Origin of the sequence: Rhizocola hellebori, assembly GCF_016862955.1 — a bacterium.
In the GTDB taxonomy this organism is placed as follows: Bacteria; Actinomycetota; Actinomycetes; order Mycobacteriales; family Micromonosporaceae; genus Rhizocola; species Rhizocola hellebori.
Genome location: NZ_BONY01000018.1, coordinates 122,071 through 145,913 on the forward strand (window position 1 = coordinate 122,071; position 23,843 = coordinate 145,913).

The following is a 23,843-nucleotide window of genomic DNA, read 5'->3' on the forward strand; positions in this document are numbered from 1 at the left end:
CTCTGTCGAGTGGAGTGCTTGCTCGACAGAGTGAATGATGGTTCGGAAGTGCTGTTACGCTCCATAGCATCCGGACATGACTAAACGAGCCTTGAGAGGCATACGGCTTGCCGCCGCCGTATTGCTTCTGGTGACCTCAGGCGTCGCGGCAAGCGGGGCGGTCGCCGTCCAGCCGTCTGATCCCGGCAACAACGCGAAGACTGCGGCGGGAAACAAATTCCGCGCGGATCCGCCGAAGGTGGTTCCGAAGAAGCAGCAATACCACATTAGGCTGACGATCGGTCAAGGGTCGCAACTGCCCGTCGACATGACCGATGGCATCACCGCGATTACACGTATCACCGAAAAGCACCTCGACCCGCGCGCGCCGGAACTGAAGTTCACCCTCGACGACCAGCTGGGGCTGCGGCTGTCGGCACCGGTGGGCGTGGCGCCGAACACGTACATGCTGAGGATTCTTGGCGAAGGCTGCTATCAGAACCAATGCGGACTTTCGTTCAATACGAAAGCGACGGTCACCGTCGTTCCGCCGACGCCGGCGCCAGCTGGGACAGAACATTTCTCTCAACCGTCGCAGGACCGCATCGATAACGCCGCGCCGTTGCCCGCAGGCGGCGCGACGTTGCGCGACGAACTGATCATCACCCTGGGCACTCCGGACGAGCCCGGCACACTAAGCCGCGCCGTCGAACTGGCTGCGCTCGTGGGGGCCACTGTCACCGGAGGCATCGAGGCGCTCGGCGTCTATGAACTCCGGTGGGCCTCGCCGCAGGACCTCGCGGTGGCCAAGGCGTCGTTGGAAGGGCACTCCGACGTCGCGGGTGTGAGCCGGACGACGGTCGGGCTCATCCAAAACAACGCGCTGCCACCCGGCGACTGGGATGACGACGGCAACGCAGCGACCTGGCCATTTACTCAGATCCGAGCTCAGCAGGCGTGGGACACCACGACCGGCGGCCCATCGGTTTCGGTTGGCATCGTCGACTCCGGCGCGGTTTATAAGGACCACGAAGACCTGAACGTCAGCCGGGTGCTATCCGGTTCCGCGGACCACCATGCCACCCATGTCGCCGGGCTCGTCTGCGCGCGGGACAACGGCCTCGGCCTGGTCGGCGTGTCGTGGGGCTGCCCAATCGTCAGCTCGGGTAGTGGTGGGCTGACGGACAAGGAAGTGCTTGAAGCCATGCGCAACGTGGCCAGGTCTGGCGTGCGTGTGATCAACGCCTCGTTGGGCTACGGCGCTCGCGGCCGGGCCAATCTCTGCTTGGCGTCAGACGAATCGCGGCAATACAACGAGGAGGCGCAGAACAACTCTGCGCCGTTCTGGCAGCTATTCAACGGGGCGGACGGCCGCAACATCATCTGGACCTTCGCGGCAGGCAACAACTGCGCCGACGGACCCCAAAGTCCATGGGGCGCGACCTGGTCGCTTCCCAATGTCATCACGGTCGCCGCGACCAACTCCGACGGCACGCTTGCCTCGTTCTCCAACTTCGGCCTGGGCGTCGAGGTTGCCGCTCCTGGCGGGGCGGGTGTCGGTATCAGTGGAGGTGATGCCGGCGTCTGGAGCACGAGTGTGGAATCCTGTTTCCTGTTTTTCAGCTGCGGCACTTACAAGCAGGACATGGGTACTTCAATGGCCGCACCGGTCGTGGCCGGCGTCGCGGCCCTCGCCCAGTCGGCCAACCCGGACAAGAAGGCGGCCGACGTCGCCAGCTGCGTCCTGAACACGGCCGGGCGGACAGTGGGATCCGCGTCCAGCCGCAGCAGCCAACCGCAGCTCGACAACCGCACGCCGCGAATCACCTTCACCGGAACGGTTCCGATCGTCAACGCCGAGGCTGCGGTGCAATGCGTCAAGAACGGCACAGGACCCGCAAACGTGCTGATCGCCGGAGCAGGAGACCGTACCGGCAGCGGCAATGGCACCGACATCGGCGACCTTTCGGCGGCTCTGGTCCGGGCGGGGCACACCGTGTCAACATCTCAGACGCTTCCAGCCGACCTTTCTCCGTACCAACAAATCTGGTATATCGATACGAACGCGCTGACCGCCCAGGAATCCGATCGGCTTGCCGATTTCGTGGCATCGGGTGGTTCTGCTTACTTGACCGGAGAATGGGGCTGCTGCGCGGTTGACACATCCACGATCGCGTTGCTCAATCGCCTGACTACCAACACGGGCGGACACATCGCTCACGCCGGCAGTGCACCGTTCAACTCGCTGACGGTCAACTCGGCCGCCCCTGGTGGGTTGGCGACGGATCCCCATGCGCTGTCGAGCATCACGGTAGCCAGCGCGGGCAGCCTGAGCGGTGTGCCGCAGGGCAACATCTTCGCGTACTCGTCAGATCCATCCACAGCGGCCTTCGCAGGCTGGGATCGCAGCAACGTTCAGGGTGGCGGACGTCTGGTCGTCGGGATGGACATCAACTGGTTCGCCGAGCAATACAGAGGATCGAACTGGGAGGACGTGGCCCAGAACATCGCCCGATTCCTCGCCCGACCTTGAAAATGAGGCGATGGTTGGCCTTGCTGTTGGCCGGCATACCACTGGTAGTCCTCACTTTCAGCCTCCTGGCTGGACGGAGGTGGGGCGAATCCGAGGTCCTCGGCGAGGTCCGCTCCGTCCGACCGCCCATCTGCACTCAGAATGTCAGCGGTGAACAATGCGGTGACGGCGTCATCACCATTCGCCGGGCCGGACACGACGAGGAATTCCGATATGACCCGGCAATCGGTGATGAGCTGTTGTCCCTGAACCACCCCGGGACTCAGGTTGCGATGACTGTCTCCTGTCGCAATGGCAGAGTCATTGCGGTACGAACTGTCGTCTAACACCGCGTCGTAGGGCGGCCATGGTCGCCCTACGACGCGGCGCCACGTGGAATCGAAGCTAACCCGCCACGGATTCCCCACCGGAAGGCGCCAACAAAGAGAAGGCCGCGGACGTCCGAAGACTCTTCGTCTAGCGATCTGGACAGTCGGCCTTGGTCCAGGTAGCGGTGAGATCGTTGCAGACAATGGTGACTGATCCGCCGAGGCAGACGATTTCGTGGCTGCAGCCGTCATTGTGGGGCAGGATCTCGTCTAGGAGTACTTCCTGCAATCCTTGTATATCGTGGTTTCCGGCCGGCGGGTGGATCACGGCTCGGCTGACGCCGCTGTACCGAATCGTCAGATCCTCCTCGTGCCGCCAGCAGTTGTGTCGTAGCTGAAATTCCAGCCACGCGTCGCCGTCGGTGTGCCCGGCGACCAACTTCTGCGGTTTGAGGTTTTTGACGAATCGCGTCGAGTGGAAGTCGTAATGCTGCGGGTCAGTAGCGAAGGCGCCAGCTCCGGCCGGTAGCGATCCCGCCAGCTGTGGCAGCTGGGCAATGTAATCCGTCGGGTCTATGCAATAGCCGTCGCTCGTGCGCTCTACCCTGATGTACCTCACCCGAGCTGCCTCTGCCTACCACACCATCGCACGCCGGGAGTGTGCCACAAGAGGCCATGGACAGGAAACCGAATTGCCCGCGCAGCATTGATCTGTGGGCGACAAAGACGATGGCAGCATCGATGTTCCACTAAGCATCCTAATTAGACGGACTTGCATCGCAATCAGGCGGTCGTCACCGGCGCAGTGACGACCGCCTGGTCAGTCCAGGGGTCACACGACGGAGACCGGGCCGATGGTGACGTCCACGCGGGTGGTGAGGTCGTCGATCCACACGCTGGTGGAGCCGGAAAGCAGCGCCGATTGCAGCTGGACCTTGTAACCGCAAGGCGCCGTCTGGTTGTCGCACCTGGCCACGTACTCCTGCGCGAGGGTGTTGGCTTGCCAGTCAACGGCACCGCCGATGGCGGAGTCCCAGGCGTAGGAGTCGGGCCGTCCGGTGTTGTCCGGCCAGGGCAGCGGCAAGCCGTTGATGAGGAACCGTCCGCCGCACCAGCCGCCTCCCCCCGCCGGGCCTTGGCAGTCCAGCTCCGCGACCGCAGTCAGGTCCACAAGCGCTTGCCGCCCGGGTGGCACGGTGAAGAACAGGTCGCCGCACGCCACGTCGAACCAGACGTTCACCCCGAACGCGGCGTCGGTGTAGGTGAACGGAATGTTGCTCACCGTGCGGTACTTCTGCTCATCCGGGTTGAGCTGTTGAATGTGCAGGCACGAGTCCGGGGCAACGGCCCCGGGGGCGCTGATGGTGGTAGGCGCGTTGGTGGCCTGCGCGCCACGGTTGTGACCGTCCGTGCCGGCGGCCGAGACGGTGGCCGGGGTGAGCGTGAAAAGCAATGCGGATAGACCCAGCACAAGCCCGCCTGCCTTGCGGTACGCCTTCATCGAACCCTCCTCGAAGACAGTCGTTCAAAGTGCTCCCCACTATCGGCCGGTACGGCGCGGCAGGCCCGCGATAGTGCGCATTGTTGAACACCGTTGAACACCTCACGGTTGGTGCCCGCCGCTGGCCACCTTGAACAGCCGAGCGGCCGACCGGGCGGCGGATCGCTGTGTTGTGCCGAGACTGCACCCTGGGATCAGCTACGGCGATGCCGGACGGACGCCCTCGTCGCGGACCAGTTTGGCGCGGACCTGGGCGGCGTTGGGGTGGTCGAGGTCGTCGAGGATGGTCAGGGCCTGTTGCCAGGCCTCATAAGCGGCGTGGGAGTTGCCGGTGGCGTGGTGAGTGTCGCCGAAGTGGGTGAGGATGGTGGCCTCGTTGTAGCGGTCGCCGAGGTCCTGGAACAAGGTGAGGGCTTTTTGGTAGCAGGTGAGGGCTTGGACGTGCTGGCCGAGGTGGTGGTGGGCGTGGCCGATGCTGTCCCAGGTGCCCGCCTGCCCGAACTGGTCGCCGAACTGCTCGAACAGGGTGAGGGCCTGCTGGCAGTAGGTGAGGGCCTGCTGGTGCTCGCCGAGCTGGGTGTAGTACCAGCCGACCGAGTTGAGCGCGTCGGCCTGCCCGGTCTGGTGGTCGGCGGTCTGGTACAGCTGTAGTGCCTGCCGGGCGTGGTGTAAGGCCTGCGCCGGTTGCGCCCGCCGCTCCCAAAGCGTGGCCAAGCTGTGGTGGGTGTGGGCTTGCTGGGCCTGGTCACCGGTACCCGTAGCCAGGTCAAGGGCTTGGCGTAGCTCGTTGTACGCGTCATCGAGGCGACCTAGCCGGGTGTAGGCGCCGGCGAGGCGGCGGCGGGTGCGAATCAGAATGGTGGGGTCGGCCAGCCGCTGCGCGGCGGCTATCGCTGTCTGCGCCGCGGCCAACAGGTCCTGCCAGTGCCCGCGCCGGTACAGGAAGACGTGCAGGAACCAGGCCAGCTGGCAGGTGTGGGTGTCGAAGCCGGTGGCCGCGGCGAGGTCGACGGTGGCTAACAGCACTCGATGCTCGGCGGTGAACCATTCCAGGGCCTGCGCAGGGTCGCCGACCTGTTCAGGGGTGACTCCGGCCCGGGGCGGGGCGAGCTGGAGCTGGTCACGGGTGGGGGCCAGCAGGCGGTCGGCGACGGACGCGGTGTTCAGGTAATGGTCGAGGATCCGGCCGGTCGCGGCGTGACGCTGCTGGTCGGTGTCGACGGTCTCGGCAAGGTGGGTGGCGTAGCCGTACAACAGGTCATGGAGGATGTACCGGCCGGGCCGATGCTCGGCGAGCAGGCTGGCAGTGGTCAGCTCGGCCAATAGGGGCCGCACATCGTCGGGCGCCAGGCCGGTGAGGCTACCCGCGGCAGGGGTGGTGATGTCCGGGCCGGAGTGCAGGCCTAGCAGGCGGAACAGCCGGGCCGCCGGTCGGGTCAGCGCCTGGTAGGACCAAGAGAACACCGCCCGCATGTCGGTGTGCGGGTCGTCGCCGGTGAGCGTCAGCCACCGTTGCCGGGCGTCGGCCAGCTCGTCGGCCAGCACCTGCAGCGCCACCCGGGGTCGGGCCGCGGCGCGCGCGGCGACCAGGGCCAACGCGATGGGAAGCCGGGCGCACCGGGCGATGATCTCGGCGACCGCGGCGGGCTCGGCCGCTACCCGGTCGGTGCCTAGGCGGCGGGCCAGCAGCTCGCGGGCTTCGCCCACCGACAGCAGATCCAGGTCGACCAACTGGGCGCCATCGGCGGCGACCAGGCCGGTGAGCTGGTTGCGGCTGGTGACCACCACAAGGCATCCGGCTGTGGCCGGTAAAAGCGGGCGGACCTGGGCGGAGTCGCGGGCGTTGTCCACCACGACCAGCATCCGCCGACCCGCCAACATGCTGCGGTACAACGCCGCACGCGCGTCCACATCGGCCGGGATCTTCTCCGGCGGTACGTCCAGGGCGTCGAGGAAGCGGCGCACCGCCTCGGCTGGGGCGACCACCTGTCCGTCTGGGCCGAACCCGCGCAGGTCCATGTATAGCTGCCCGTCCGGGAAACGGTCGGCGACCCGGTGCGCCCAGTACACCGCCAGGGCAGTCTTGCCCACCCCGGCGGTGCCGCCGATCGCAGAAATCGCCACGGTTCCGACGGCCTTGGCGCGCCCGTTCAGGGTGGCCGGCTCACCGACACGACCAGCCAGATCCACCGCCGCCAGGGGCCGCTGTCGCGGCGTCATGATGGCGTCGCCCGACGGCTGATCCACCAGCCGGGTCAACGCGGCCAGCTCGGCCACCCGGCCGACAAAGTATGCCGGCGCGGCCGGTAGCTGGCGGGGAACGCTGGTACCGGGCCGCGCGGCGTCAGGCCGGATGGGCGGGCGGCCTGGACGGCGCAGTTCGTCGATGCGGTCCCGGGCGGTGGCCAGCGCGCCCTGTTCGGCCGGGGTGGCGCCGAGCAGACCCACCAACGTGTCAAGCCGCTCGGGCGGCGGCAGCGTCCGGCCGGTCAGGTACTCCGCGATCGCCGTGTGCGACCAGCCGGTGCGTACGGCCAGCCCGCGGTAGCTCACCTTGCCGTTCGAACGGTGACGGGCATGCCGATGGCGAAGCGCGCGCAGCACCTCGGCGAGGTCATCCACCGTCCGGGCTCCCGCGGCGCGCATCTCAATCGAATCGCTCACCTGCACATCCTCCGAAACGCGGCGCCTTGTCACCAAACGCAAAATAGCATCCATGATCGGCAGATGTCGATGTCAGCGGTGATCGCCGTCGTCGCGAGAATGCGTTCGGCAATGTACGCCGACGTTTGGAACCGCACCGCCGACAACGAATACCCGTCTAGCATCCGAGTCCAGCAGCGCGTACCAGCCTCGCATTTGTCCGATTCTGTTTGCGCGTTCGCGTATTTCACGCAGCTGGCCGTCTCTTCAACCCCCGACCTCGTGACGAGTCCGGGTTACCCCCACGATCGAGCCGCCAAGGAGGCCCAATGCGAATGTCCAAAAACCACACCACAGGACTGGTGGAACTATTAGCAATCCCTGCCGATCACGGCCGGAGCCGTCGCGCCCGTTGGCGTCAGCGAGGCGGAACGGTTGCGGCGCTCGTAGGCCTCATCACGACGGTCCTCGTCGTGATCACACCTTCCGTGGCCAACGCAGGCGCCATCGTGGCGTGCCCGACGGACTATACGGACAGCAGGCTGGTCAAAGACAAAAGAGGCAACATCCCGTTCGGCTACGCTTTCGAGCTCTACCGCTACACCATCCTGTCGGCGACTCCGGTATTCGTCGTCAGTAACGGGAGGATCCTCGAGAACGGATCTGACTCGCCATTCCAACAAACGGTGACCACGACAGCTTCGGTCACAGTGAAGGTCTCGGTGTCTGTCGGCGTCGAAGCCGGCGTCGTCGGCGTCTTCAAGTCATCGGTGAATAGCTCGATCGAGACAACCCGTACCAGCTCGATCCAGGTGAGCACAACAGTAACCGTGTTGCCGCACACCACGGTCATCGCCGAGTACGGAATCGATTCGTACCGCATCGAATTCGGCGCTTCCGTGTGGCGCACCCGCCCGGGCGGACTGTGCGAGGAATGGGGCTGGTACCCGCAGACCACAATGGCGCCGACCGTCTTTGAGAGGTGGCGCGTACGCAACGCCTGACCCCGAACAACCCGCCAGCGACGCACAAGAGAGGAGATCGAGATGCGCCGTCGATTGACCGCCATGTTCCTGGCGCTGGTGACCGTGGCAGCGAGTTTGCTTGCGGGAGCTGCTCCTGCCAGCGCCGCTGATCTCAGCTTCACTTGTGGCCATGAGCCCGGCAAAATCACATGCTCCGTCAATATGCCCAACGGCAAGACTGTCACCTACATGGAATGGTGGCTAAACGGCATCTCGTGGGGACACTCGGGTAGCAATCTTGCCATCAGCTTCGACTGTATACCTGGTAAGATCGAGACCCTCCGTTACGTCGTCGTGCTCGCGCCGCCGCTTCTGCCGCCAGGCGACAGGCGTGAAGGAACCTTTACGGTTCAATGCGCGGGCGAGCCGATCGGCAACGTCAACGCGATGTGCAGTTCGGGCGGCAACCGCCTGCAATGCTCGGTCACCTACAGCGGCGGACCCGCGGCCAGCATCAGGTGGATTATCAACGGTCAACCACGGTACTTCTTCGACAACAGCTGGTGGCTGGACATCAGCTGCCCATCTCCCGATGTGTCGATTTCGGTCACAGTCTCCGACCTCAACAGGTCACATACGGTCGGTGGATATTGCTCATGCCACGGCGGGCCTCTCGACTGAGCCAGCTAGCCGAAAGCCGAAGTCACGCATCCCCGAATATGCAGAACATGGCCCGCAGAGCTCGCTTTGCGGGCCACTTGTGTTTCCTGCCAATCGAAAGAGGACAACAATGCACACGTGTGCATTGCGGACACCTGGGTCAGCGAACATCCAGATATGCCGATGACAGCGCGTTGGCTGCTGGTCTAGATTGCTCGTAGCGCAAGGTCGCCGGTAGGCGTCACAAGTCGGCAGTTCCTCCCCGGCCACGGATTGTAAGGATGCTTCGATGGCGACACCCCGTATCTATGCAGACCCGTTGAAAACAGATGACGATGGTCGGCTCCTGCTGGTCACCAGAGGAACGAGGAACGACCTGCAGAAGTACGGCATCGTGCTAAGCGACGGCCTCGAGGTCGATTTCTACACCGACGACGCCGATGACGCTGGCGTTCGGGACGATCTCCTCTTCTCGGGAGTTGTGCACTTCGACGGCGAGCTTTGCGCCTGGGTCGCCGACATCGACTGGTCACGGTGCCGGCACGCCTCCGACGTCGAGGTCAAGGACTAGCGCTCCACCACATTTGGGGTCTACGCCCGGTCGCTTTGCGATCCAACTTACAGACCCTGGTCGGCAGGTATGCCTCCGACGAGGTCATCGCGACCCTCAACGCACTGCCCGCGCCCAACAACCGTGATGCCACGCCGTGGTCAGCTGATCCGATCGTTCGCCACGAGCACGAGGCCGGGCCTGCCTTCCAGCAGGCCCGGCGACCTTTATTTCAGGTGCGCTCAGTACGCATACAGCGCCATGTCATCGACGGCGAACCCGGTCGTTGCCCAGTAGTCCTCGAAGGCATAGAACCTGAGCAGGATCGTCTTGCCGGCATATCGGGACAGGTCAACGGAGTGTGGCTGGTAGCCCTGTCCGCGGTTGCGGTTGGACCAGAAGCCCACCGACGTAAACAGCTCGCCGGGGCCGGCGACGTCCAGCCACATCCCGTCGGCGTTGAAATCCCGGTCATCGGAGGAGTCGACCCGTACCCAAAGAGTCAGCATGTAGGACGTGCAGCCTGCCGGAAGCGTCACCTTCTGCTCGAGGCTGTCGGCATAGTCGTCTGATGTCCGTCCGCGGAACAGCGCGTTCCAGGTGCCGGAGCGAGCGTCGGGCCGCTGCCCGATCACGTAGGTGCTGTCTTGCCAGTTCGCCTCGCCCGACTCGAAACCCGGGTTGGGCAGTACCTGCCCCGGGCATCCGTTGCTTCCGACGATCAACTGGAACGAGGCCGAACGGCTGCCGTTGGGGCCCTGCCCGGTGACGGTGATCGTGTGGGTTCCCGCTGCGGGCGTGGCGTTGGCCCGCAGGACAAGCCTGGACCATGCGGCCGACAGGACAGTCTGTGGCGCGAACTCGGCGGTCACCCCGGCCGGCAGACCGGAAGCCGACAGCGCCACCGGTTGCGCGGACCCGGAGACGAGACGGATGAAGATCTCGTTGGCTATCGACCCGTTCGGCTCCACGCCCAGCACCGGATGCAAGACCGACAGGGAGAAGTCGCCCGGTGTCCGAACGGTGAGCAGCTTGTTGGGCGAGCCCGCGCCCGCGTTGGTCACCACGTCGTTGGTGGCGTCGGCGACCAGCCGGTCACGCACCTGCTGTGGGTTGAACCCTGGGTTCTGCGCCAGCACCAGCGCCGCGGTGCCTGCGGCGTGCGGTGCCGCCTGCGAGGTGCCGGTGAGGGCGCGCGTGTCGGTGTCCCCGGCCCCCCAGGCCGACACGATGGCCGAACCGGGTGCGAAAAGGTCGACGCACGAACCAAAGTTGCCGAAACGGGCATCGTTGGCGTTGGTGGCGCCCACGGTGATCGCCGCCGGCGTACCCGCAGGGGAGTAGTTGCATGCGTTGCTGCCATGGTTACCCGCCGCCACGGTGTAGGTGATGCCATCGGCGATGGAGTTGGCCACCGCCGCGTTGAGAGAGGTCCCGGCCCCGCTCAGGCTCAGGTTGGCGACGGCGAGTTCGCCAGGGTCGTGGTCGTTGGTAACCCAGTCGATGCCCTGCAGAATCTGAGCAGCCGTGCCGGTACCCGCCGCGTTGAGCACCCGGACCGCCACCAGCGTCACGCCTTTGGCCACGCCGAACGAACTACCGCCGACGATGCCCGCCACATGCGTGCCGTGGCCGTTGGCGTCATCGGCCGTGCCGCCGTCGATGGCGTCGAACCCGCTCACTGCGCGGCCGCCGAAGTCGCTGTGGGAGAACCGGATCCCGGTGTCCAAAATGTACGCTCGCACCCCGGCCCCGGTACCCGGATAAACGAAGCTGTTGTTCAGCGGCAGGTTGGTCTGATCGATACGGTCCAGCCCCCACGAGGGCACCGGCGACTGCGTACCAGCCATCGACACCACTTGGTTCTGCTCGACATAGTCCACCGACGGGTCGGCGGCGAGGCGCTTGGCCTCCAGCTCGCTCAGCGTCACCTCGAAGCCGCGCAACGCGTGCGAGTACCGGTGGCCAATTTTGCCGTTGACCCGCTTGACCCGCTCGGTGGCCGTATCGGCCACACCCTTCTTGAGCACGACGATATAGCTGTCGCGGACCACTCCCGGCGCACCAGCGCCCAGGATGGCGCCCTCGGCCGGAGCCGCCTGCGCCGCCGCGCCCAGCGCACCGACCACCAGCGCCACAGCGACACATCCGGCCGCCACGTTCTTAAATAACAACATGCCAATACAGAGGCGAGACGACCCCTGCCTGATCTGTCAAATACGCTACTTCTCACTGGCAGTCGGCCTTCGGCCGTGCGCTGGGTTGGCTGCCTGCGGTGCCGGGGTTGCGTGCTCGTTTCTAATCATCTCTACTTGTAGCCCATGAAGCGAGTTTCCTTCGCGGTAGTCGTCGCGATGACACTGGTCGCCGCTGCCTGCGAAGCCAAGGAACCCGTCACGGGGACCCAACCATCCGCAGCGGCTGCCTCGGCCAGCCCCAGCCCGACCCCCAGCCCCAGCGCATCGTCCGCTGCGGCAGCCATCCACTTCACCGGCGAGGGCGCCGGCCCGTACCAGCTCGGCGTCAAAGTCGCCGAGCTGCAAAAGGACGGACAGCTCTCCGAGGTACGCAGCGGGGCTGAAACATGCGGTTACACCACCGCCATGGGGATCGGGCCGTGGAGCGGCGTGCATATCATGGCCACTCCGGACGGCATCGTGCGCTCGGTGTCCACCCGCTCGCCGTCGCTCCCGACCGCAGCGGGGGCGCGGGTGGAGATGACCCTCGCCGAGCTTCAGGCCGTTTACGGCTCCAAAGGAGAAGTACTTTCCCGGACTAGAGACAAGGCCAAGATTTATCTTGTCACGACAGGTCCCGACGGGCATGGCATCGTGTTCCACCTCTACCCGGACAACAGCCACAAGGCGTACGAGATGACTGCCGCCAGTGACGCCGCCGCTGCCAAATCCGGCTTCCTCTCGGAGGAAGAGCCCATCGACGGCTGCTAGGACCCGAATACAGCAGCCACCCAAGCTGCGCCAAATTGGCCGGCCGCCGGGGCGGCGGCCCTGTGATCTTGCTGCTAGGTTGACGTCTCATTCGTTCTTGATGGAGGCGGCGTTGACGGGCAGATGGAGCCGGTTTGGTCGGATTGCGGCGGCACTGGCCCTCATCATGGGTGCCGGTGGCCTGGCGTCTGCGAGCCCAGCCGTGGCAGCCGATACGCTCGCCGTCGCCAATGTGGAAATCGTGGAGGGTGACGTCCGTTCCTCCTACCCGATCAAACAGCGGATCACGTTGGGTGACGCGGCGGTAAGTGAACAGCACCCGATCCTGATCCGGGTTCCGGAGCCGCTGTCGCGTTACTGGAATGACGTGGTCGATGCGACATGCGACCCCGGTTTCCCTGACATCACCGCGCCGACTCAGCGGACCTGCGTGCCGCAGTCAAAGACCCTGACCCTGGTGCATGGCCTCGGGAGCGCAGCCGCTCTGGATCTGGCTGGCCAGCCTGCGTTCGTCGTCACCGTCCAGGACACGGTGACTGGTCAGACCGCGACCGGCACCGTGCGCATCGTGTCGCAGGCAGATCTCGTGATGCACAAGCTCGTGCCGCAGACCTTGGAGGCTGACGGAAAGCTGTTCGTTCAGGTCGAAATCATGCCGCGCAACTTGGGGCCGAGCACTGCCCGCTCAGTTACTGTGCGCGCCACCTTCCACGGCACCTTCGCGTTCTACCAAATCCCGTCCAGTTGTACCGTCGCGGCCAATGTGGTCACGTGTGCGCTGGGAAATGTGCGCATCGCTGACTTTCGTTTCGTGGATTTGTTTCTCGCGCAGGCGGAGGGTTCCTACACGGTCACCGCCGAAGTGATGTCGACGAGTATCGACGCGGTGCCGTCCAACAACACCAGCCAAAGCGGGCCGTTCGACAACGTGCGTGGGCCAAATTACGTACCACCACCCAACAACCCGCCACCTGCCAACCCCGGCCCGAACACGGGCGGCCGGGCAGAAGATCCGTCTCCGCAAACCTCAACAGCCGCACCAGCACCCGCCGTTGTCTCGGCCCAGCCATCAGCCGACGCCGCTGCCGCCACGGACGCGCCGGCCGCCCCACGGGCAGCGGCGGAAGTCCGCCATGACGAGAACGGCAATGCCTGGCCCGCTGTGCTCGCCGGCGTTGCCTTGGCGCTGACGCTCGCTGTTACCTTCGCTTACTTCCTCATCCGCCGCCACCGCCCGGTGGCACCCGATCCGGCGCTGTCCAACCCGAGTCCGTAAGCGGATTGGCGTGCGGCGGCAGGGGATCAGCTGGGCGCTATCCCGAAGAGTTCGCTGACAGTGTCGTAGTACTTCGTCGTGCGTCCTAGAGCAGTCATGCCAAGCCGTCTGCAGACGGCTTGGGAGGCATGGTTGTCCGGATGGGTAACGGCAAGGACCTTCCCCAGCCCACGGCCAAATGCATCGTGCAGGACGGTCTGCGCTGCTTCGGTGGCATAGCCGTGTCCCCAGGCGTCCGGGTGCAAGTGCCAGCCGATTTCGACGTCATTCGGCTCGCTGCAGGATTCCCCGGCAGATAAACGGATTGGCTTGAGCAGGAGGTTGCCGACCAGTAGTTCGTTCGCCGTGGTGATCGCCCAGATGCCGTGGATGGGGTGCTCGATGGCGCGCCGACGCCTGATCGACGCGAGCGCGTCGTCCTTGGTTCTCATGGTCGTGGGATGCGCACCGAGGAAGCGCACGACCTCCCAACGCGACTCCAGATCCAGAAGGAAGTCGGCGTCGGCGTCGTGCCAAGGACGCAGCAGGAGGCGGTCGCTCGTGATCGTGCGCATGCCACCGAATCTAGTCAGTACCAGGCCGATGGCAACGTAGTGCTCACCCGAAACGGTCGTCGTCGATCGCCGGGTCCGTCGCGCTTGCGCCACAGATCGCACGGTGACCACAATCGGTGCGGCTGACGCGGCCCTCACTCCAGCGATGTCCTACACGCTCTACTACCTCGACCGGCCACGTCAGCTTCTTGCCGCCGAACCAGCCCAGACATCGCAAGCCGAAGGTCCGGGGTGGCCGGTACTCTCGGAGGATGCGAGTCCAGACGCCTCTGGTCCTGCGTAGCACCGCCTGTATGAACGCGGGCGCTGAGGAAAGCCGCTCGGTGTGGCGCCGCTGTCGAGTGGCCGACGATCAACAATCCATATCGTGGGTACGTCTGTGGCCCTTAGGTTGATCGGTTAACCGCACGTTTCTCCTTATGGTGGGTCACCAGGGCATGTCATGTCGGGGGAAGGAAGACTACGTGCGAGTGAGAGGCTATGCGCCGGCGACTCCGTGCTGGGCGGTGCATTACAGCGGAAATGTAGCCATCACGTCGGCCTTCTACGCTGGCCTCTTCGGCTGGACGACGGAGACGCACAACGGTGCCACCGTGTTCCTGCTGCGCGACCTCGCCGTGGCGGGCTTGGTGGACATTTCCGGTGGGCCCGCAACGCCAGGCCAGCGCCCTGGTTGGCTGACCCACGTCTCCACCGACGACATCGACGTCACGTCCCAGCTCGTGGTCGAGGCCGGCGGCACTGTGCTGCGCCCTGCGGTGGAGGTGGGCACGCGCGGGGGGTCCGCGGTGTTCGCAGACTCGCTTGGTGCGGTTTTCGGGGTATGGCAACGCGGGGTGACCGCCGGTGCCGCTTTCGCCGGTGCCCAGGTCATCGACGAGCCGGGCGCGGTGACGTGGAGCGAGGTCGTCACCCGCGACACGCCGACGACAGCCGCGTTCTACGGCAAGGTGTTCGGCTGGACCAAGCAACGCGGAACGGCCTCGGAGCACGAGTACTACGAGTGGCTCCTGACCAATCGGGTGGTTGGCGGAATCAGCATGATGGACGGCGGGCACTACCCGCCAGGCACCCCGCCGCACTGGCGCACGATCGTACAGGTCGGCGACTGTGCTCAGGTCGTGACGCGGACCACCGAGCTGGGCGGCATGGTGCTGGCCGGACCGGTGGACGCCGACATCGGCTGGGCTGCTTACATCGCCGACCCGACCGGAGGGACGCTCCTGGTCATCGAACCGCTGCCGGAATTGGTCAGCGCCCTGGCATAGGCAGCGACCAAGTCGGCAGGCATTGATACATCGGTCATGGCGACCTCGTAACCAGTTGGTAAGGCTCCTTTGCCGGCTGGGCTTCTACTATGGCTGCTGTGATTCGGATGTTTGGCACCACGTGGTGCGGAGACTGCAAGCGGGCCAAGAAGTTCTTCGGGGAACACCGGATCGCCTACGAGTGGACCGACATCGATGGTGACCTGGAGGGCCAGCGGATTGTTGTCGCGGCAAACGGCGGCAAACGGATTATTCCTACCATCTTCTTCGAAGACGGGACCATCCTCGCGGAACCATCCAATGTGGAGCTTGCTCGGCAGCTGGGGCTGAAAACCGCGCCCGATTGCGAGTTTTATGACGCCGTTGTGGTGGGAGGTGGCCCGGCGGGCTTGACCGCCGCGCTCTATCTGGCCCGAGACGGGTTCGACGTGCTGGTCGCCGACCGCGGCGGACTGGGTGGCCAGGCCGGTATCACCGAGCAGCTTGACAATTTTCCCGGCTTTCCCGAGGGCATCGGCGGCGGCGAGTTCGCCGACCGGCTCGTCGCCCAGTGCCGCCGATTCGGTGTCGAGCTGCTCTCCGCGGCCGAGGTGGCCGGATTCGATCGGGACGGCGCCTACCTCACCATCCGGTTCAGCGATGACCACAAGGTCACGGCATCGGCCTTGCTGTTGGCGCCCGGGTCGACCTATCGGCGGCTGGGGGTGCCAGGCGAGCAAGACTTCATTGGCGCGGGTGTGCATTTCTGCGCCACATGCGAAGGCGCTTTCTATCGGGATCGGGAAGTGCTGGTCATCGGTGGTGGGAACAGCGCTGTCGAAGAGGGAGTCTTCCTGACTCGTTATGCGAGCAAGGTGACGATCCTCGTGCGCGGGGATCGGCTTACCGCCAGCGCGGTGGCTGTGGAAAAGGCAACCACCAATTCAAAGATTGCTATCCGGTACCAGTCTGAAGTGACCGCATTCAACGGCGGCAACGGGTTCACCGGGGTGACTCTCGCTGACGGCTCCGAGATAACCGGCGCTGCCGCCTTCGTCTTCATCGGGCTTGACCCGAACACACAGTTCCTCCGCGACGTGGTAGACCTGCGCCCGGACGGCACAATCGCCACCTCCGAAACGCTGCAGACAAGCAGCGCGGGTGTTTTCGCGGCCGGAGACGCCAGGTTCGGCTCGACCAAACAACTGGTCTCCGCCGCCGGTGAAGGAGCCACCGCAGCCCTGATGATCCGAAGCTTCCTGGAAAAGCGCTAAACAAGCGAACACCTGGACCGGGTTTACCGATAGGCAATTAGCTCGGCCGGCAGCGCCACGACGGCATCGAGCGTCGCCCCGACCGCGGTCGGGATCCACTCCTCGGTGAGCTCCGAATTGAGCCGGAAGACGCTGTCGGCCAGCGCGGCAGGTTCGACGAGACGATCGCGGATGCCGAGAAGCTCGGCGACCTCAAGCACGCCAACGGTGCCGGATCCGAGGAGCTCGGTCTGGATCCGCGCAATCACCGGCTTGTCCCATTCCAGCCAGTATTCGAGCTCGGTCACCCGCAACCCGACCGCATCCGAATGGATGCCCAGCCCACGCACCGTCAGGACGGCGCCGAGCTCGCCCAAGGCCAGCCGGTCACCTGTCCGCGGGTTGTCGACCACCGTCCACCCCGGAATGCGCGCGACCGGGTCGAATCGGCGCACCTCAACGAAGCTGTTGACGTGAGCCAATCCCCACTGCATGGCTACCGGCTCCATGGCCAGGCAGCTCAGATGCCACGCACCGGCCGTGTCGACCGGCGGGACTCCGGCCACACTCATGTAGGGCTGCAGCATGACGGTCTGACCAGGCAGGTCGAGAACGGGAAGTCCACATGCGAGACACGACATCAGGCGCATGAATCGATCCTACGCGGCGCCGACCGGGACAGCCGGTGTCAGAGGCGAATCCCGGGCGGCACGGGCGTTAGTAGAGGCTGATGCCGTCCAGGAAACCCCAGGCGTCCAAGGTGTTCCAGGACTCGAAATAGTTGGTGTTGCCGTTGCCGCACACCGAGACGGTGTCGGTGCGCAGCCGGGTGTAATTCGAGGTCACCCAGCTGACCTGGTAACGAGCACATTTTCCGTCGGCTTTCGTATCTTTGATGGTTCCGCCGACCAGCACCGTCTCGCCAGTCCATGAGTCGAGGCATGCGCTGCCGTAGAAGTGTGCCCCCGTGATGTTGCGGTCGAAGTCGACCCAGAAATCACAGGTTCCTCCTGCATGCGCAGGCGTTTGCACCCCCACCAGGACAACGCCGAAGGTCACGAGACTCGTGGCCCATGTGGCCAATTTCCTACGTGTCATTTGGGCAGATTGGGGGAGATCGGTTTCAAATCGGTTACAGCACAGGCCGATCGGCGGTGGGCCTAGGTGGTTGAGCGGCGGCGGTTGAGCAGCCACCAAGCGGTTACCAGGTCCTCAGTGCGCCTGAGGTCGAGGCCGGTGAGCTCATGGAACCGGTGGACCCGGTACCGGATAGTGTTGGGGTGCACCGCAAGCCGCTGCGCGACGTCACTGACCTGCTGGTTGCATTCGAGATAGACGCGGGTGGTCTCCTCGATGTCGCGGTTGGCCCGGCCGTCGAAGGCGTGCAGATGGCGGTCGGCGAGTCCCTCGGCGGTGCCGCTGGCCGACAGCACCAGCGGGCGCGGCCCGAGGTCGGCGAGCCTGACAATGCCGGTCTGACCGAAGCGCTGCGCGGTGTCCAGGGCCAGCACCGCATCGACGAATCCGTCGTGGAGCGGGGGGAGCGCGACAGCCGGGCCGACGGCGACCAGACGGTCGACGCCGTGCTCGGGTGCTTTCGGCGCGATGAAACCGAGACTGGCCCCGACTTCGGCGAAAAGCAGCCTCTCGGCGGGCATGCGCAAGGCGGAGGCGATGGCCCGGCGTACGACGTTGGCCTCGGCCCGGGGTGGCGGCCGACGCCGCGAGCGGGACATAGCGGGCTCGCGGGTCGAGCCCGAAAAGGTGCGCGTCACGGTCGATCTGCTCGGCGGGAAACGTCCCGCTGAGCACGCCGCCGGCGAAGGTGGAGCGGCGCTCGGCGTCGAAATAGGCGCGTTGCAGGGCGAGGTCGTGATGGGCCACGCCAAAATACTCGTCGATCCAAGGAGCGTGCCGCTGGTGGCCAAAAACCACCATCGCGATTGCGGCTGAGGCGCCCGTGTTGTGGCGACGTCCGCCGAATGTCAGGTGTAGACGGTGGGCATAGAGTGAACGGCGTGAATTGGCCTGCGTTGCTGACCACCCTTGCCACCCTTGCTGCTGGCGCTGCCATTGGATTCGCGCCGACGTTGTTGCTCGAACGCCGCAAGGAGCTGCGAGACCTGCGCACCCGCTGGGACACCGAGCTGCACCACCTCGCTGTCGACTTCGTGTCGGCGGCGGAGATGTGCAGGCATCTGGACAGGCAGTATGCCGACGCTGTGGACAAGCCCGCGCACCACGCACGCTCCGACGAGGAGCGGCGGCGCATGTGGCTGGTATTCGTCCAGCTTAGGTTCGTGGGCAGCGAGCGAGTGCAGCGGGTGGCCCGAATGGTCGTGCGCCACTCGTGGGGCCTATCGCGAGGTCAAGGAAGGCAGGCCTGATCCGCGAGAGGGCGAGTTTGGCCCGCAACCGCCCGCGGCTCGGCTCTCCGAGGCGATCTACGAGTTCATCCGCGCGGTCCGCGCTCAGCTGCGAGTGGAGCACGCTGGCGAGATCGCCACCGACGAACCCGAGGACTGGCCGATCCCCTCGCAGGTGAAGTCGAAGCAGTAGACCTCAGCCGAGTATCCAGGTTCACCCGACCGCAACCCATCGGCGGGGAAAGCCCACATCGAAGCCTGATGGCGAGCTAGGGCCTCCTGAACAACGCGACAGAGAACCCATGTGGCATGGTGTGTTGCCACATGGGTTGAGGTGTCTATTGAGCCTCAGGCGCTGGCCTTGAATCGTGGAAAGATTCGGGCCGCCGGATACTGCGGCCCGAATCTCGCGGGCTATTCGCAGGCCGTCATCGAGGTTCCGCCAGGCCCCAAGTCACAGCTGTCGGTACCGGGGCCGCCGTTGAGAGTGTCGGAGTGGTTGTCCCCGCGCAAGGTGTCATCGCCCTCCGCACCCCAGATCGAGTCGTTGCCGTCCCCGCCCAGAATGTAGTCAGGTCCTCCCCAGCCGTTGAGCGAGTCGTTGCCGCCGTAGCCGATGATGATGTCACCTGCATCGCCGTACCCACCGTTGATGGTGTTGTCAGAATCGTTGCCGATGAGCCAGTCGGCGGCTTCCGATCCCCATAGTGCCTCCACATCGGAGGCTATGGTGTCGCCTTCGCCGGAGGAGCCGTCGTCGCCGGATACGCCGTCGAGGTCTGCGATCACGGGGGAGGAGGAGTCGTGGTCGCTATAGGACACTTCGTCGAAGCCGGGCCCGCCGGAGAAGTAGTCGGCTCCCCTGGTGCCGCTGCCCATGTCGCCGTAGAGGTCGTCGTTGCCGCCCAGGCCCAGCAGGATGTCGCTGCCGCCTCCGCCGAACAGTTCGTTGTCGACGTCGCTGCCGATCACCCAGTCGTTGAAGGCGCTGCCTTCCAGGCGTTCGATGTCGGTGCCGATGTTGTCGCCCTCGCCGGAGACGCCGTCGTCGGCCACCCCGTCCGGATCCATGGTCACGCCGGCTGGGGCGTCCTTGAAGATGACGTAATCCCAGCCGCTCCCGCCGATCAGAGTATCGGCGCCTGCATCCCAGTAGAACTGGTCGTCGCCGCTCCAGCCGTTGAGGGTGTCGTTGCCGTTTCCGCCGAAAAGCCAGTCCATCCCCGAGCCGCCGATGATCCGGTCGTTGCCGTCGCCGCCGAAAAGGCGGCTGAACGTCGGGGTCAGGTAGTCGAGGAAGTCGTTTCCATCGAGCGTCCAGAGGCGTATCTCGGTGACGCCCGCCGCTTTGCAGTGCACCAGTGTCGGGTCCGCTCCCGGGTGCAAGCACCCGGCGCCGGGCACGATCGGTGCGGTGTCGTCGACGGTGTAGTTCGCACCGACCAGGCGGACGGCCACGCTGTTCACCGTGCCCGCGCCGGCGGTGAAACTGAGGATGCCCCCGCTGATGGAAGCCGATCCATCGGCGGCCAGGGCGGGCGAGGCCAAGCCCACGCCCGCCGCGACAACCGCGGCGACAAGACCCAAACGGTAGATAATCATGCCCGCAAGAATGGGGCCAGACGCGCGGCCCCGCGATATCGGTTAGACGACAGAGGTGCACCGGGATCGGGCCCGAGTGATCGACACATTGAACATCATGATGGTTCGGATTAGGATGACGCAACTGTCGGAAAACGCTTTCCAGCGCTGACCCTTGGGGGCCGTTCATGAAGCGATAGCAATCCGGTCCGTTGAGTCGACGACGTGGCGGCGCGCGTCCTGCCTGCAAGATCAGGCAACCCGCATGATTTCACCCTGTCATCCGGGCTGGCGCGTGCGTTGCTGCCCGGGTGCGATCGTCAGAAGGATCGCCATGAGTTCCCAACTCGTCCCTGAAGTGGCCCGCCGTCGCCACCGGGCACCAGCCCTCGTCCTGGGGCTGGCCGTGTTGCTGTCGTGGGCGTCTGCGCCCGGGCCGGTACACGCCGCGATTCCGGCGCAGGATGCCGGAGTCACGTTGCGCACCTACAACCTCGGAACCGACCTATCCAGACTGTGCACGCTCAAGCCCGGACAGACTCCCAACTTCGACAAGCTGATGCCGGTGATCAATTGGTCGACCTTGGCCGACTTCGGTATCGCTGACAAATTCCTCACCCAGGTTGTCGCCAACATCAATATCACCACGGCCGGTTCTTACGCTTTCCGGCTTACCAGCGACGACGGCTCCCTTTTGCGCATCGACAAAAGCACCGTCATCGACAACGACGACGTGAACAGTACGTTCACGACGGTCATCATCCACGACGGCCTGCACGGCGCGACGCCCAAGGATGGGGCCATCGACCTGTCTGCCGGCTATCACAAGCTGCGCATCGAACATTTCGACAATACAAACGGGCAGGCGCTCAAACTGGAGTGGCAGCCACCGGGCTCGGCACAGTTTGTCCTCGTGCCGACGACCGCGCTGAGCACCGAAGCCGGAGTCACTCGGGTGACCGCACCTGGGACCAAAGAGTGTATTGGGGGCATGGACACCCCGGGCGACGGGCTGCCGCTGAACGCGGTGCACCCGAACTACACGCTGACCAATTTGCGTCCCAGCGGGTTCGAGCCGAAAGTCACCGGGATGGACTGGCTGCCCGACAATCGGCTAGCCATCACCACATGGGGCGGCGACTACGGCACCACCGAACCGCTTGGCGAGGCCTATCTGCTGGGCAACGTCACCGGCACCACCTCTGGCACGCAGGTGACGGTGAAGCGGATCGCCACCGGGTTGCAGGACCCTATGGGAATCAAGTATGTGGACGGCAAACTGTATGTCTCCGAGCGGTCCCGGCTGGTAGAGCTGAGCGACACCAACGGCGATGACATCATCGACAGCAAGCGCACGGTGGCGACCTGGCCGTTCGGCGGGACCTACCACGAGTTCGGGTTCGGCCTGCTGTACAAGGACGGCTACTTCTATCTCAACGCGTCGGTGCAGATCACCCCTGGCGGGCACACGACCAGACCGCAGCTCGCACCCAATCGCGGCACCGCGATCAAAGTGAACAAGGCCACCGGTCAGATCGAGTACACGGCAAGCGGATTGCGTACCCCCAACGGCATCGGATGGGGCCCTGAAGGCGGCATATTCGTCGCCGACAATCAAGGTGATTGGCTACCCGCCAACAAGCTGGTGCAGCTCAAGCAGGGCCGGTTCTTCGGCCACTACAACGATCCGGCGGGTCCGTTTGACTCGAACCCGGTGACGCAGCCGGTCCTGTGGCTGCCGCACAACGAGATCGCGAACTCGCCGAGCACACCGATCATGCTCCAGGACGGCCTGTTCGCCGGGCAGATGCTTTTCGGCGACGTCACCTATGGCGGGATCCAGCGCGGGTACCTGGAGAAGGTCAACGGCGAATATCAGGGCGCGGTTTTCCGCTTCACCCAAGGGCTTGAGGCCGGTATCAGCCGGATCACCCTCGGCCCCGACGGCGCGATCTACGCGGGCGGCATCGGCGACGAACGCGCTAGCAGCAACTGGCATCAACAGGGCAAGCTCCGCTTCGGTCTGCAAAAGCTGACCCCCAGCGGCAGCAGCGCATTCGACATTCTGGCGATGCGGGCGGTAGGCGGCGGCTTCGAACTCGAATACACACAGCCGTTGTCGGCCGCGACGCTGAGCTCCCTGACGTCGCGGTATGCCGTCCAGCAATGGCGTTACGTCCCGACATCCGACTATGGCGGGCCAAAGGTCGATCAGGAAACGCTGAGCGTCACCTCGGCCATCCCTTCGGCCGACGGCAAGAAAGTCACGTTGAGAATCAACGGCTTGGAGTCTGGGCGGGTGGTGCATGTGCATTCGCCTCGGCCATTCACCTCCGCTTCAGGGCAGTCCCTGTGGAGCACGGAGGCCTGGTACACACTAAATTCTCTGCCGGGAATCACCTATGAGGCCGAGCAGGCGGCCCTCAGCGGTGCCACCGCAGCGTCCGAGCATGCTGGCTATAGCGGAACCGGCTACGCCGACTTCGCCGAGACGGCCGCGACCGGTGGGTACACCGAATGGACAGTCAACGTGCCGAGTGCCGGCAGCCATTCGCTGGCATTCCGTTACGCCAACGGCAAGACCGCCGACCGGCCGCTGGCCATCGCGGTCAACGGCACCACTGTCAGCCCAGCGTTTTCGTTCCCGCCGACAGGCGCGTGGAATATCTGGCGAACAGCATCGCTGACCACCACTCTACCGGCCGGGCAGGTCAAGATCCGTGCGACCACGACGGGCGCCAACGGCGCCAACCTCGACCACGTCGTCGTCGTGCCGGTACCGCGCATCTCGCTGTTCGACGGCGCCGGCCTGGCGGCGTGGGAGAAGACGGACGGCACCCCAGCGACTTGGCCGGTGGCAGGCGGATCCATGGAATCGCTCAACGGAAACATCCGCACCAGAGCCAAATTCGGCGACTTCAAACTGCATGTCGAATGGCTGGAACCCACCTACCCGCCTGAGGTCACCGGACAGGCCCGCGGCAACAGCGGAGCATACCTTCAGGAGCGCTACGAGATTCAGGTACTGGATTCCTACGGCGACACCACATTGGCCAACAATGAGGCGGGAGCCATCTACCTCAAGCGTGCCCCGGACCGAAACATGGCCACCGCGCCCAACACGTGGCAGACGTACGACATCACGTTCCGCGCGGCGCGGTTCAACGCGTCGGGAACGAAGGTCGAAAATGCCAGGGTCACCGTGGTGTGGAACGGGGTGGTAGTCCACAACAACGTCGCCATCGACGGCCCCACCGGCAACGGCCAGCCCGAGGGCCCCTCGCCCGGCTCCATCGGCTTGCAAGATCACGGCGACCCGGGCGCGAACCCCCGCTTCCGCAACATCTGGATCGAACCGCTGAGCTAACGCACGCTCTGGTGCCGCCGCCGGCTTTCCGCGCGGCGGCACGCGGATGTCGGCACTGCGGGCCTTGGGAAGGCCCGGGGACACCGGGTCTTGGCGGGGTGTCCTAAACTAC

Annotated in this window: 20 protein-coding genes; 11 read left to right on the forward strand and 9 right to left on the reverse strand. The window is 65.1% G+C overall.

Going from position 1 to position 23,843, the window contains the following annotated elements:
* Positions 1-238: 238 nt before the first annotated feature.
* On the forward strand, positions 239-2,512 hold the full coding sequence (locus tag Rhe02_RS17110; protein ID WP_203909236.1) for a S8 family peptidase: 2,274 nt from the start codon (positions 239-241) through the stop codon (positions 2,510-2,512).
* Positions 2,513-2,968: 456 nt separating this feature from the next.
* Here Rhe02_RS17110 and Rhe02_RS17115 read toward each other — a convergent pair whose 3' ends face one another.
* The 3 genes from Rhe02_RS17115 to Rhe02_RS17125 form a co-directional block, all read right to left on the reverse strand.
* Positions 2,969-3,439: a hypothetical protein gene (locus Rhe02_RS17115; protein ID WP_203909237.1), complete on the reverse strand. Its 471-nt coding sequence runs from the start codon at positions 3,437-3,439 to the stop codon at positions 2,969-2,971.
* Between the two features lie 213 nt (positions 3,440-3,652).
* On the reverse strand, positions 3,653-4,321 hold the full coding sequence (locus tag Rhe02_RS17120; RefSeq protein WP_203909238.1) for a hypothetical protein: 669 nt from the start codon (positions 4,319-4,321) through the stop codon (positions 3,653-3,655).
* 198 nt (positions 4,322-4,519) lie between these two features.
* Positions 4,520-6,985, reverse strand: a complete 2,466-nt coding sequence (locus Rhe02_RS17125; RefSeq protein WP_203909239.1) for a tetratricopeptide repeat protein — start codon at positions 6,983-6,985, stop codon at positions 4,520-4,522.
* A gap of 452 nt (positions 6,986-7,437) precedes the next feature.
* On the opposite strand from Rhe02_RS17125, the gene Rhe02_RS17130 reads away from it, so the two are divergent.
* The 3 genes from Rhe02_RS17130 to Rhe02_RS17140 all read left to right on the forward strand — a co-directional run bounded on the left by Rhe02_RS17130 (position 7,438) and on the right by Rhe02_RS17140 (position 9,160).
* Positions 7,438-7,968, forward strand: coding sequence for a hypothetical protein (locus Rhe02_RS17130; RefSeq protein ID WP_203909240.1), 531 nt, complete (start codon positions 7,438-7,440; stop codon positions 7,966-7,968).
* Between the two features lie 42 nt (positions 7,969-8,010).
* On the forward strand, positions 8,011-8,610 hold the full coding sequence (locus Rhe02_RS17135; RefSeq protein WP_203909241.1) for a hypothetical protein: 600 nt from the start codon (positions 8,011-8,013) through the stop codon (positions 8,608-8,610).
* A gap of 268 nt (positions 8,611-8,878) precedes the next feature.
* Complete coding sequence (locus Rhe02_RS17140) at positions 8,879-9,160, forward strand: hypothetical protein (protein WP_203909242.1); 282 nt, start codon at positions 8,879-8,881, stop codon at positions 9,158-9,160.
* A gap of 221 nt (positions 9,161-9,381) precedes the next feature.
* Here the strand turns inward: Rhe02_RS17140 and Rhe02_RS17145 are convergent, their stop codons facing one another.
* Positions 9,382-11,316 carry a S8 family peptidase gene (locus tag Rhe02_RS17145; RefSeq protein ID WP_203909243.1) on the reverse strand — a complete coding sequence of 645 codons (1,935 nt, stop codon included), beginning with the start codon at positions 11,314-11,316 and terminating at the stop codon, positions 9,382-9,384.
* Positions 11,317-11,460: 144 nt separating this feature from the next.
* Between Rhe02_RS17145 and Rhe02_RS17150 the strand changes: the two genes are divergently transcribed.
* The gene (locus tag Rhe02_RS17150) at positions 11,461-12,087 is read left to right on the forward strand and encodes a hypothetical protein (protein ID WP_203909244.1); all 627 of its coding nucleotides are present in this window, start codon (positions 11,461-11,463) and stop codon (positions 12,085-12,087) included.
* Between the two features lie 202 nt (positions 12,088-12,289).
* On the forward strand, positions 12,290-13,363 hold the full coding sequence (locus Rhe02_RS17155; RefSeq protein WP_203909245.1) for a DUF11 domain-containing protein: 1,074 nt from the start codon (positions 12,290-12,292) through the stop codon (positions 13,361-13,363).
* 26 nt (positions 13,364-13,389) lie between these two features.
* On the opposite strand, the gene Rhe02_RS17160 is transcribed toward Rhe02_RS17155, so the two are convergent.
* Positions 13,390-13,917 (reverse strand): GNAT family N-acetyltransferase, encoded by a 528-nt coding sequence (locus tag Rhe02_RS17160; protein WP_203909246.1) that lies wholly within the window; start codon positions 13,915-13,917, stop codon positions 13,390-13,392.
* 464 nt (positions 13,918-14,381) lie between these two features.
* Here Rhe02_RS17160 and Rhe02_RS17165 point away from each other — a divergent pair, with 464 nt between their 5' ends.
* Together Rhe02_RS17165 and Rhe02_RS17170 are read left to right on the forward strand one after the other, a co-directional pair.
* On the forward strand, positions 14,382-15,185 hold the full coding sequence (locus tag Rhe02_RS17165; RefSeq protein ID WP_203909247.1) for a VOC family protein: 804 nt from the start codon (positions 14,382-14,384) through the stop codon (positions 15,183-15,185).
* A gap of 107 nt (positions 15,186-15,292) precedes the next feature.
* Positions 15,293-16,438, forward strand: a complete 1,146-nt coding sequence (locus tag Rhe02_RS17170; protein ID WP_239123881.1) for an FAD-dependent oxidoreductase — start codon at positions 15,293-15,295, stop codon at positions 16,436-16,438.
* Between the two features lie 23 nt (positions 16,439-16,461).
* On the opposite strand, the gene Rhe02_RS17175 is transcribed toward Rhe02_RS17170, so the two are convergent.
* From Rhe02_RS17175 to Rhe02_RS17185, 3 genes are all read right to left on the reverse strand, one after another.
* Positions 16,462-17,067 (reverse strand): hypothetical protein, encoded by a 606-nt coding sequence (locus Rhe02_RS17175; RefSeq protein WP_203909249.1) that lies wholly within the window; start codon positions 17,065-17,067, stop codon positions 16,462-16,464.
* A 67-nt stretch (positions 17,068-17,134) separates the two neighbouring features.
* Complete coding sequence (locus Rhe02_RS17180; RefSeq protein WP_203909250.1) at positions 17,135-17,515, reverse strand: hypothetical protein; 381 nt, start codon at positions 17,513-17,515, stop codon at positions 17,135-17,137.
* 62 nt (positions 17,516-17,577) lie between these two features.
* Complete coding sequence (locus Rhe02_RS17185; RefSeq protein WP_203909251.1) at positions 17,578-18,192, reverse strand: PucR family transcriptional regulator; 615 nt, start codon at positions 18,190-18,192, stop codon at positions 17,578-17,580.
* Between Rhe02_RS17185 and Rhe02_RS17190 the strand changes: the two genes are divergently transcribed.
* Positions 18,182-18,370: a hypothetical protein gene (locus Rhe02_RS17190; protein ID WP_203909252.1), complete on the forward strand. Its 189-nt coding sequence runs from the start codon at positions 18,182-18,184 to the stop codon at positions 18,368-18,370. The two genes, Rhe02_RS17185 and Rhe02_RS17190, sit on opposite strands and share 11 nt — an antisense overlap.
* Positions 18,371-18,435: 65 nt before the next feature.
* Positions 18,436-18,804 (forward strand): hypothetical protein, encoded by a 369-nt coding sequence (locus Rhe02_RS17195; RefSeq protein WP_203909253.1) that lies wholly within the window; start codon positions 18,436-18,438, stop codon positions 18,802-18,804.
* 393 nt (positions 18,805-19,197) lie between these two features.
* Here the strand turns inward: Rhe02_RS17195 and Rhe02_RS17200 are convergent, their stop codons facing one another.
* On the reverse strand, positions 19,198-20,385 hold the full coding sequence (locus Rhe02_RS17200; RefSeq protein ID WP_203909254.1) for a calcium-binding protein: 1,188 nt from the start codon (positions 20,383-20,385) through the stop codon (positions 19,198-19,200).
* Positions 20,386-20,698: 313 nt separating this feature from the next.
* On the opposite strand from Rhe02_RS17200, the gene Rhe02_RS17205 reads away from it, so the two are divergent.
* Positions 20,699-23,731, forward strand: a complete 3,033-nt coding sequence (locus Rhe02_RS17205; RefSeq protein ID WP_203909255.1) for a 3-keto-alpha-glucoside-1,2-lyase-like domain-containing protein — start codon at positions 20,699-20,701, stop codon at positions 23,729-23,731.
* The last annotated feature ends 112 nt before the right edge of the window (positions 23,732-23,843 follow it).

Coding starts and splice junctions, on each gene's coding strand:
- Rhe02_RS17120 (WP_203909238.1), bottom strand. CDS start 4,321: ATGAAGGCGTACCGCAAGGCAGGCGGGCTTGTGCTGGGTCTATCCGCA.
- Rhe02_RS17135 (WP_203909241.1), top strand. CDS start 8,011: ATGCGCCGTCGATTGACCGCCATGTTCCTGGCGCTGGTGACCGTGGCA.
- Rhe02_RS17140 (WP_203909242.1), top strand. CDS start 8,879: ATGGCGACACCCCGTATCTATGCAGACCCGTTGAAAACAGATGACGAT.
- Rhe02_RS17145 (WP_203909243.1), bottom strand. CDS start 11,316: ATGTTGTTATTTAAGAACGTGGCGGCCGGATGTGTCGCTGTGGCGCTG.
- Rhe02_RS17150 (WP_203909244.1), top strand. CDS start 11,461: ATGAAGCGAGTTTCCTTCGCGGTAGTCGTCGCGATGACACTGGTCGCC.
- Rhe02_RS17160 (WP_203909246.1), bottom strand. CDS start 13,917: ATGCGCACGATCACGAGCGACCGCCTCCTGCTGCGTCCTTGGCACGAC.
- Rhe02_RS17170 (WP_239123881.1), top strand. CDS start 15,293: ATGTTTGGCACCACGTGGTGCGGAGACTGCAAGCGGGCCAAGAAGTTC.
- Rhe02_RS17175 (WP_203909249.1), bottom strand. CDS start 17,067: ATGCGCCTGATGTCGTGTCTCGCATGTGGACTTCCCGTTCTCGACCTG.
- Rhe02_RS17180 (WP_203909250.1), bottom strand. CDS start 17,515: ATGACACGTAGGAAATTGGCCACATGGGCCACGAGTCTCGTGACCTTC.
- Rhe02_RS17200 (WP_203909254.1), bottom strand. CDS start 20,385: ATGATTATCTACCGTTTGGGTCTTGTCGCCGCGGTTGTCGCGGCGGGC.
- Rhe02_RS17205 (WP_203909255.1), top strand. CDS start 20,699: ATGAGTTCCCAACTCGTCCCTGAAGTGGCCCGCCGTCGCCACCGGGCA.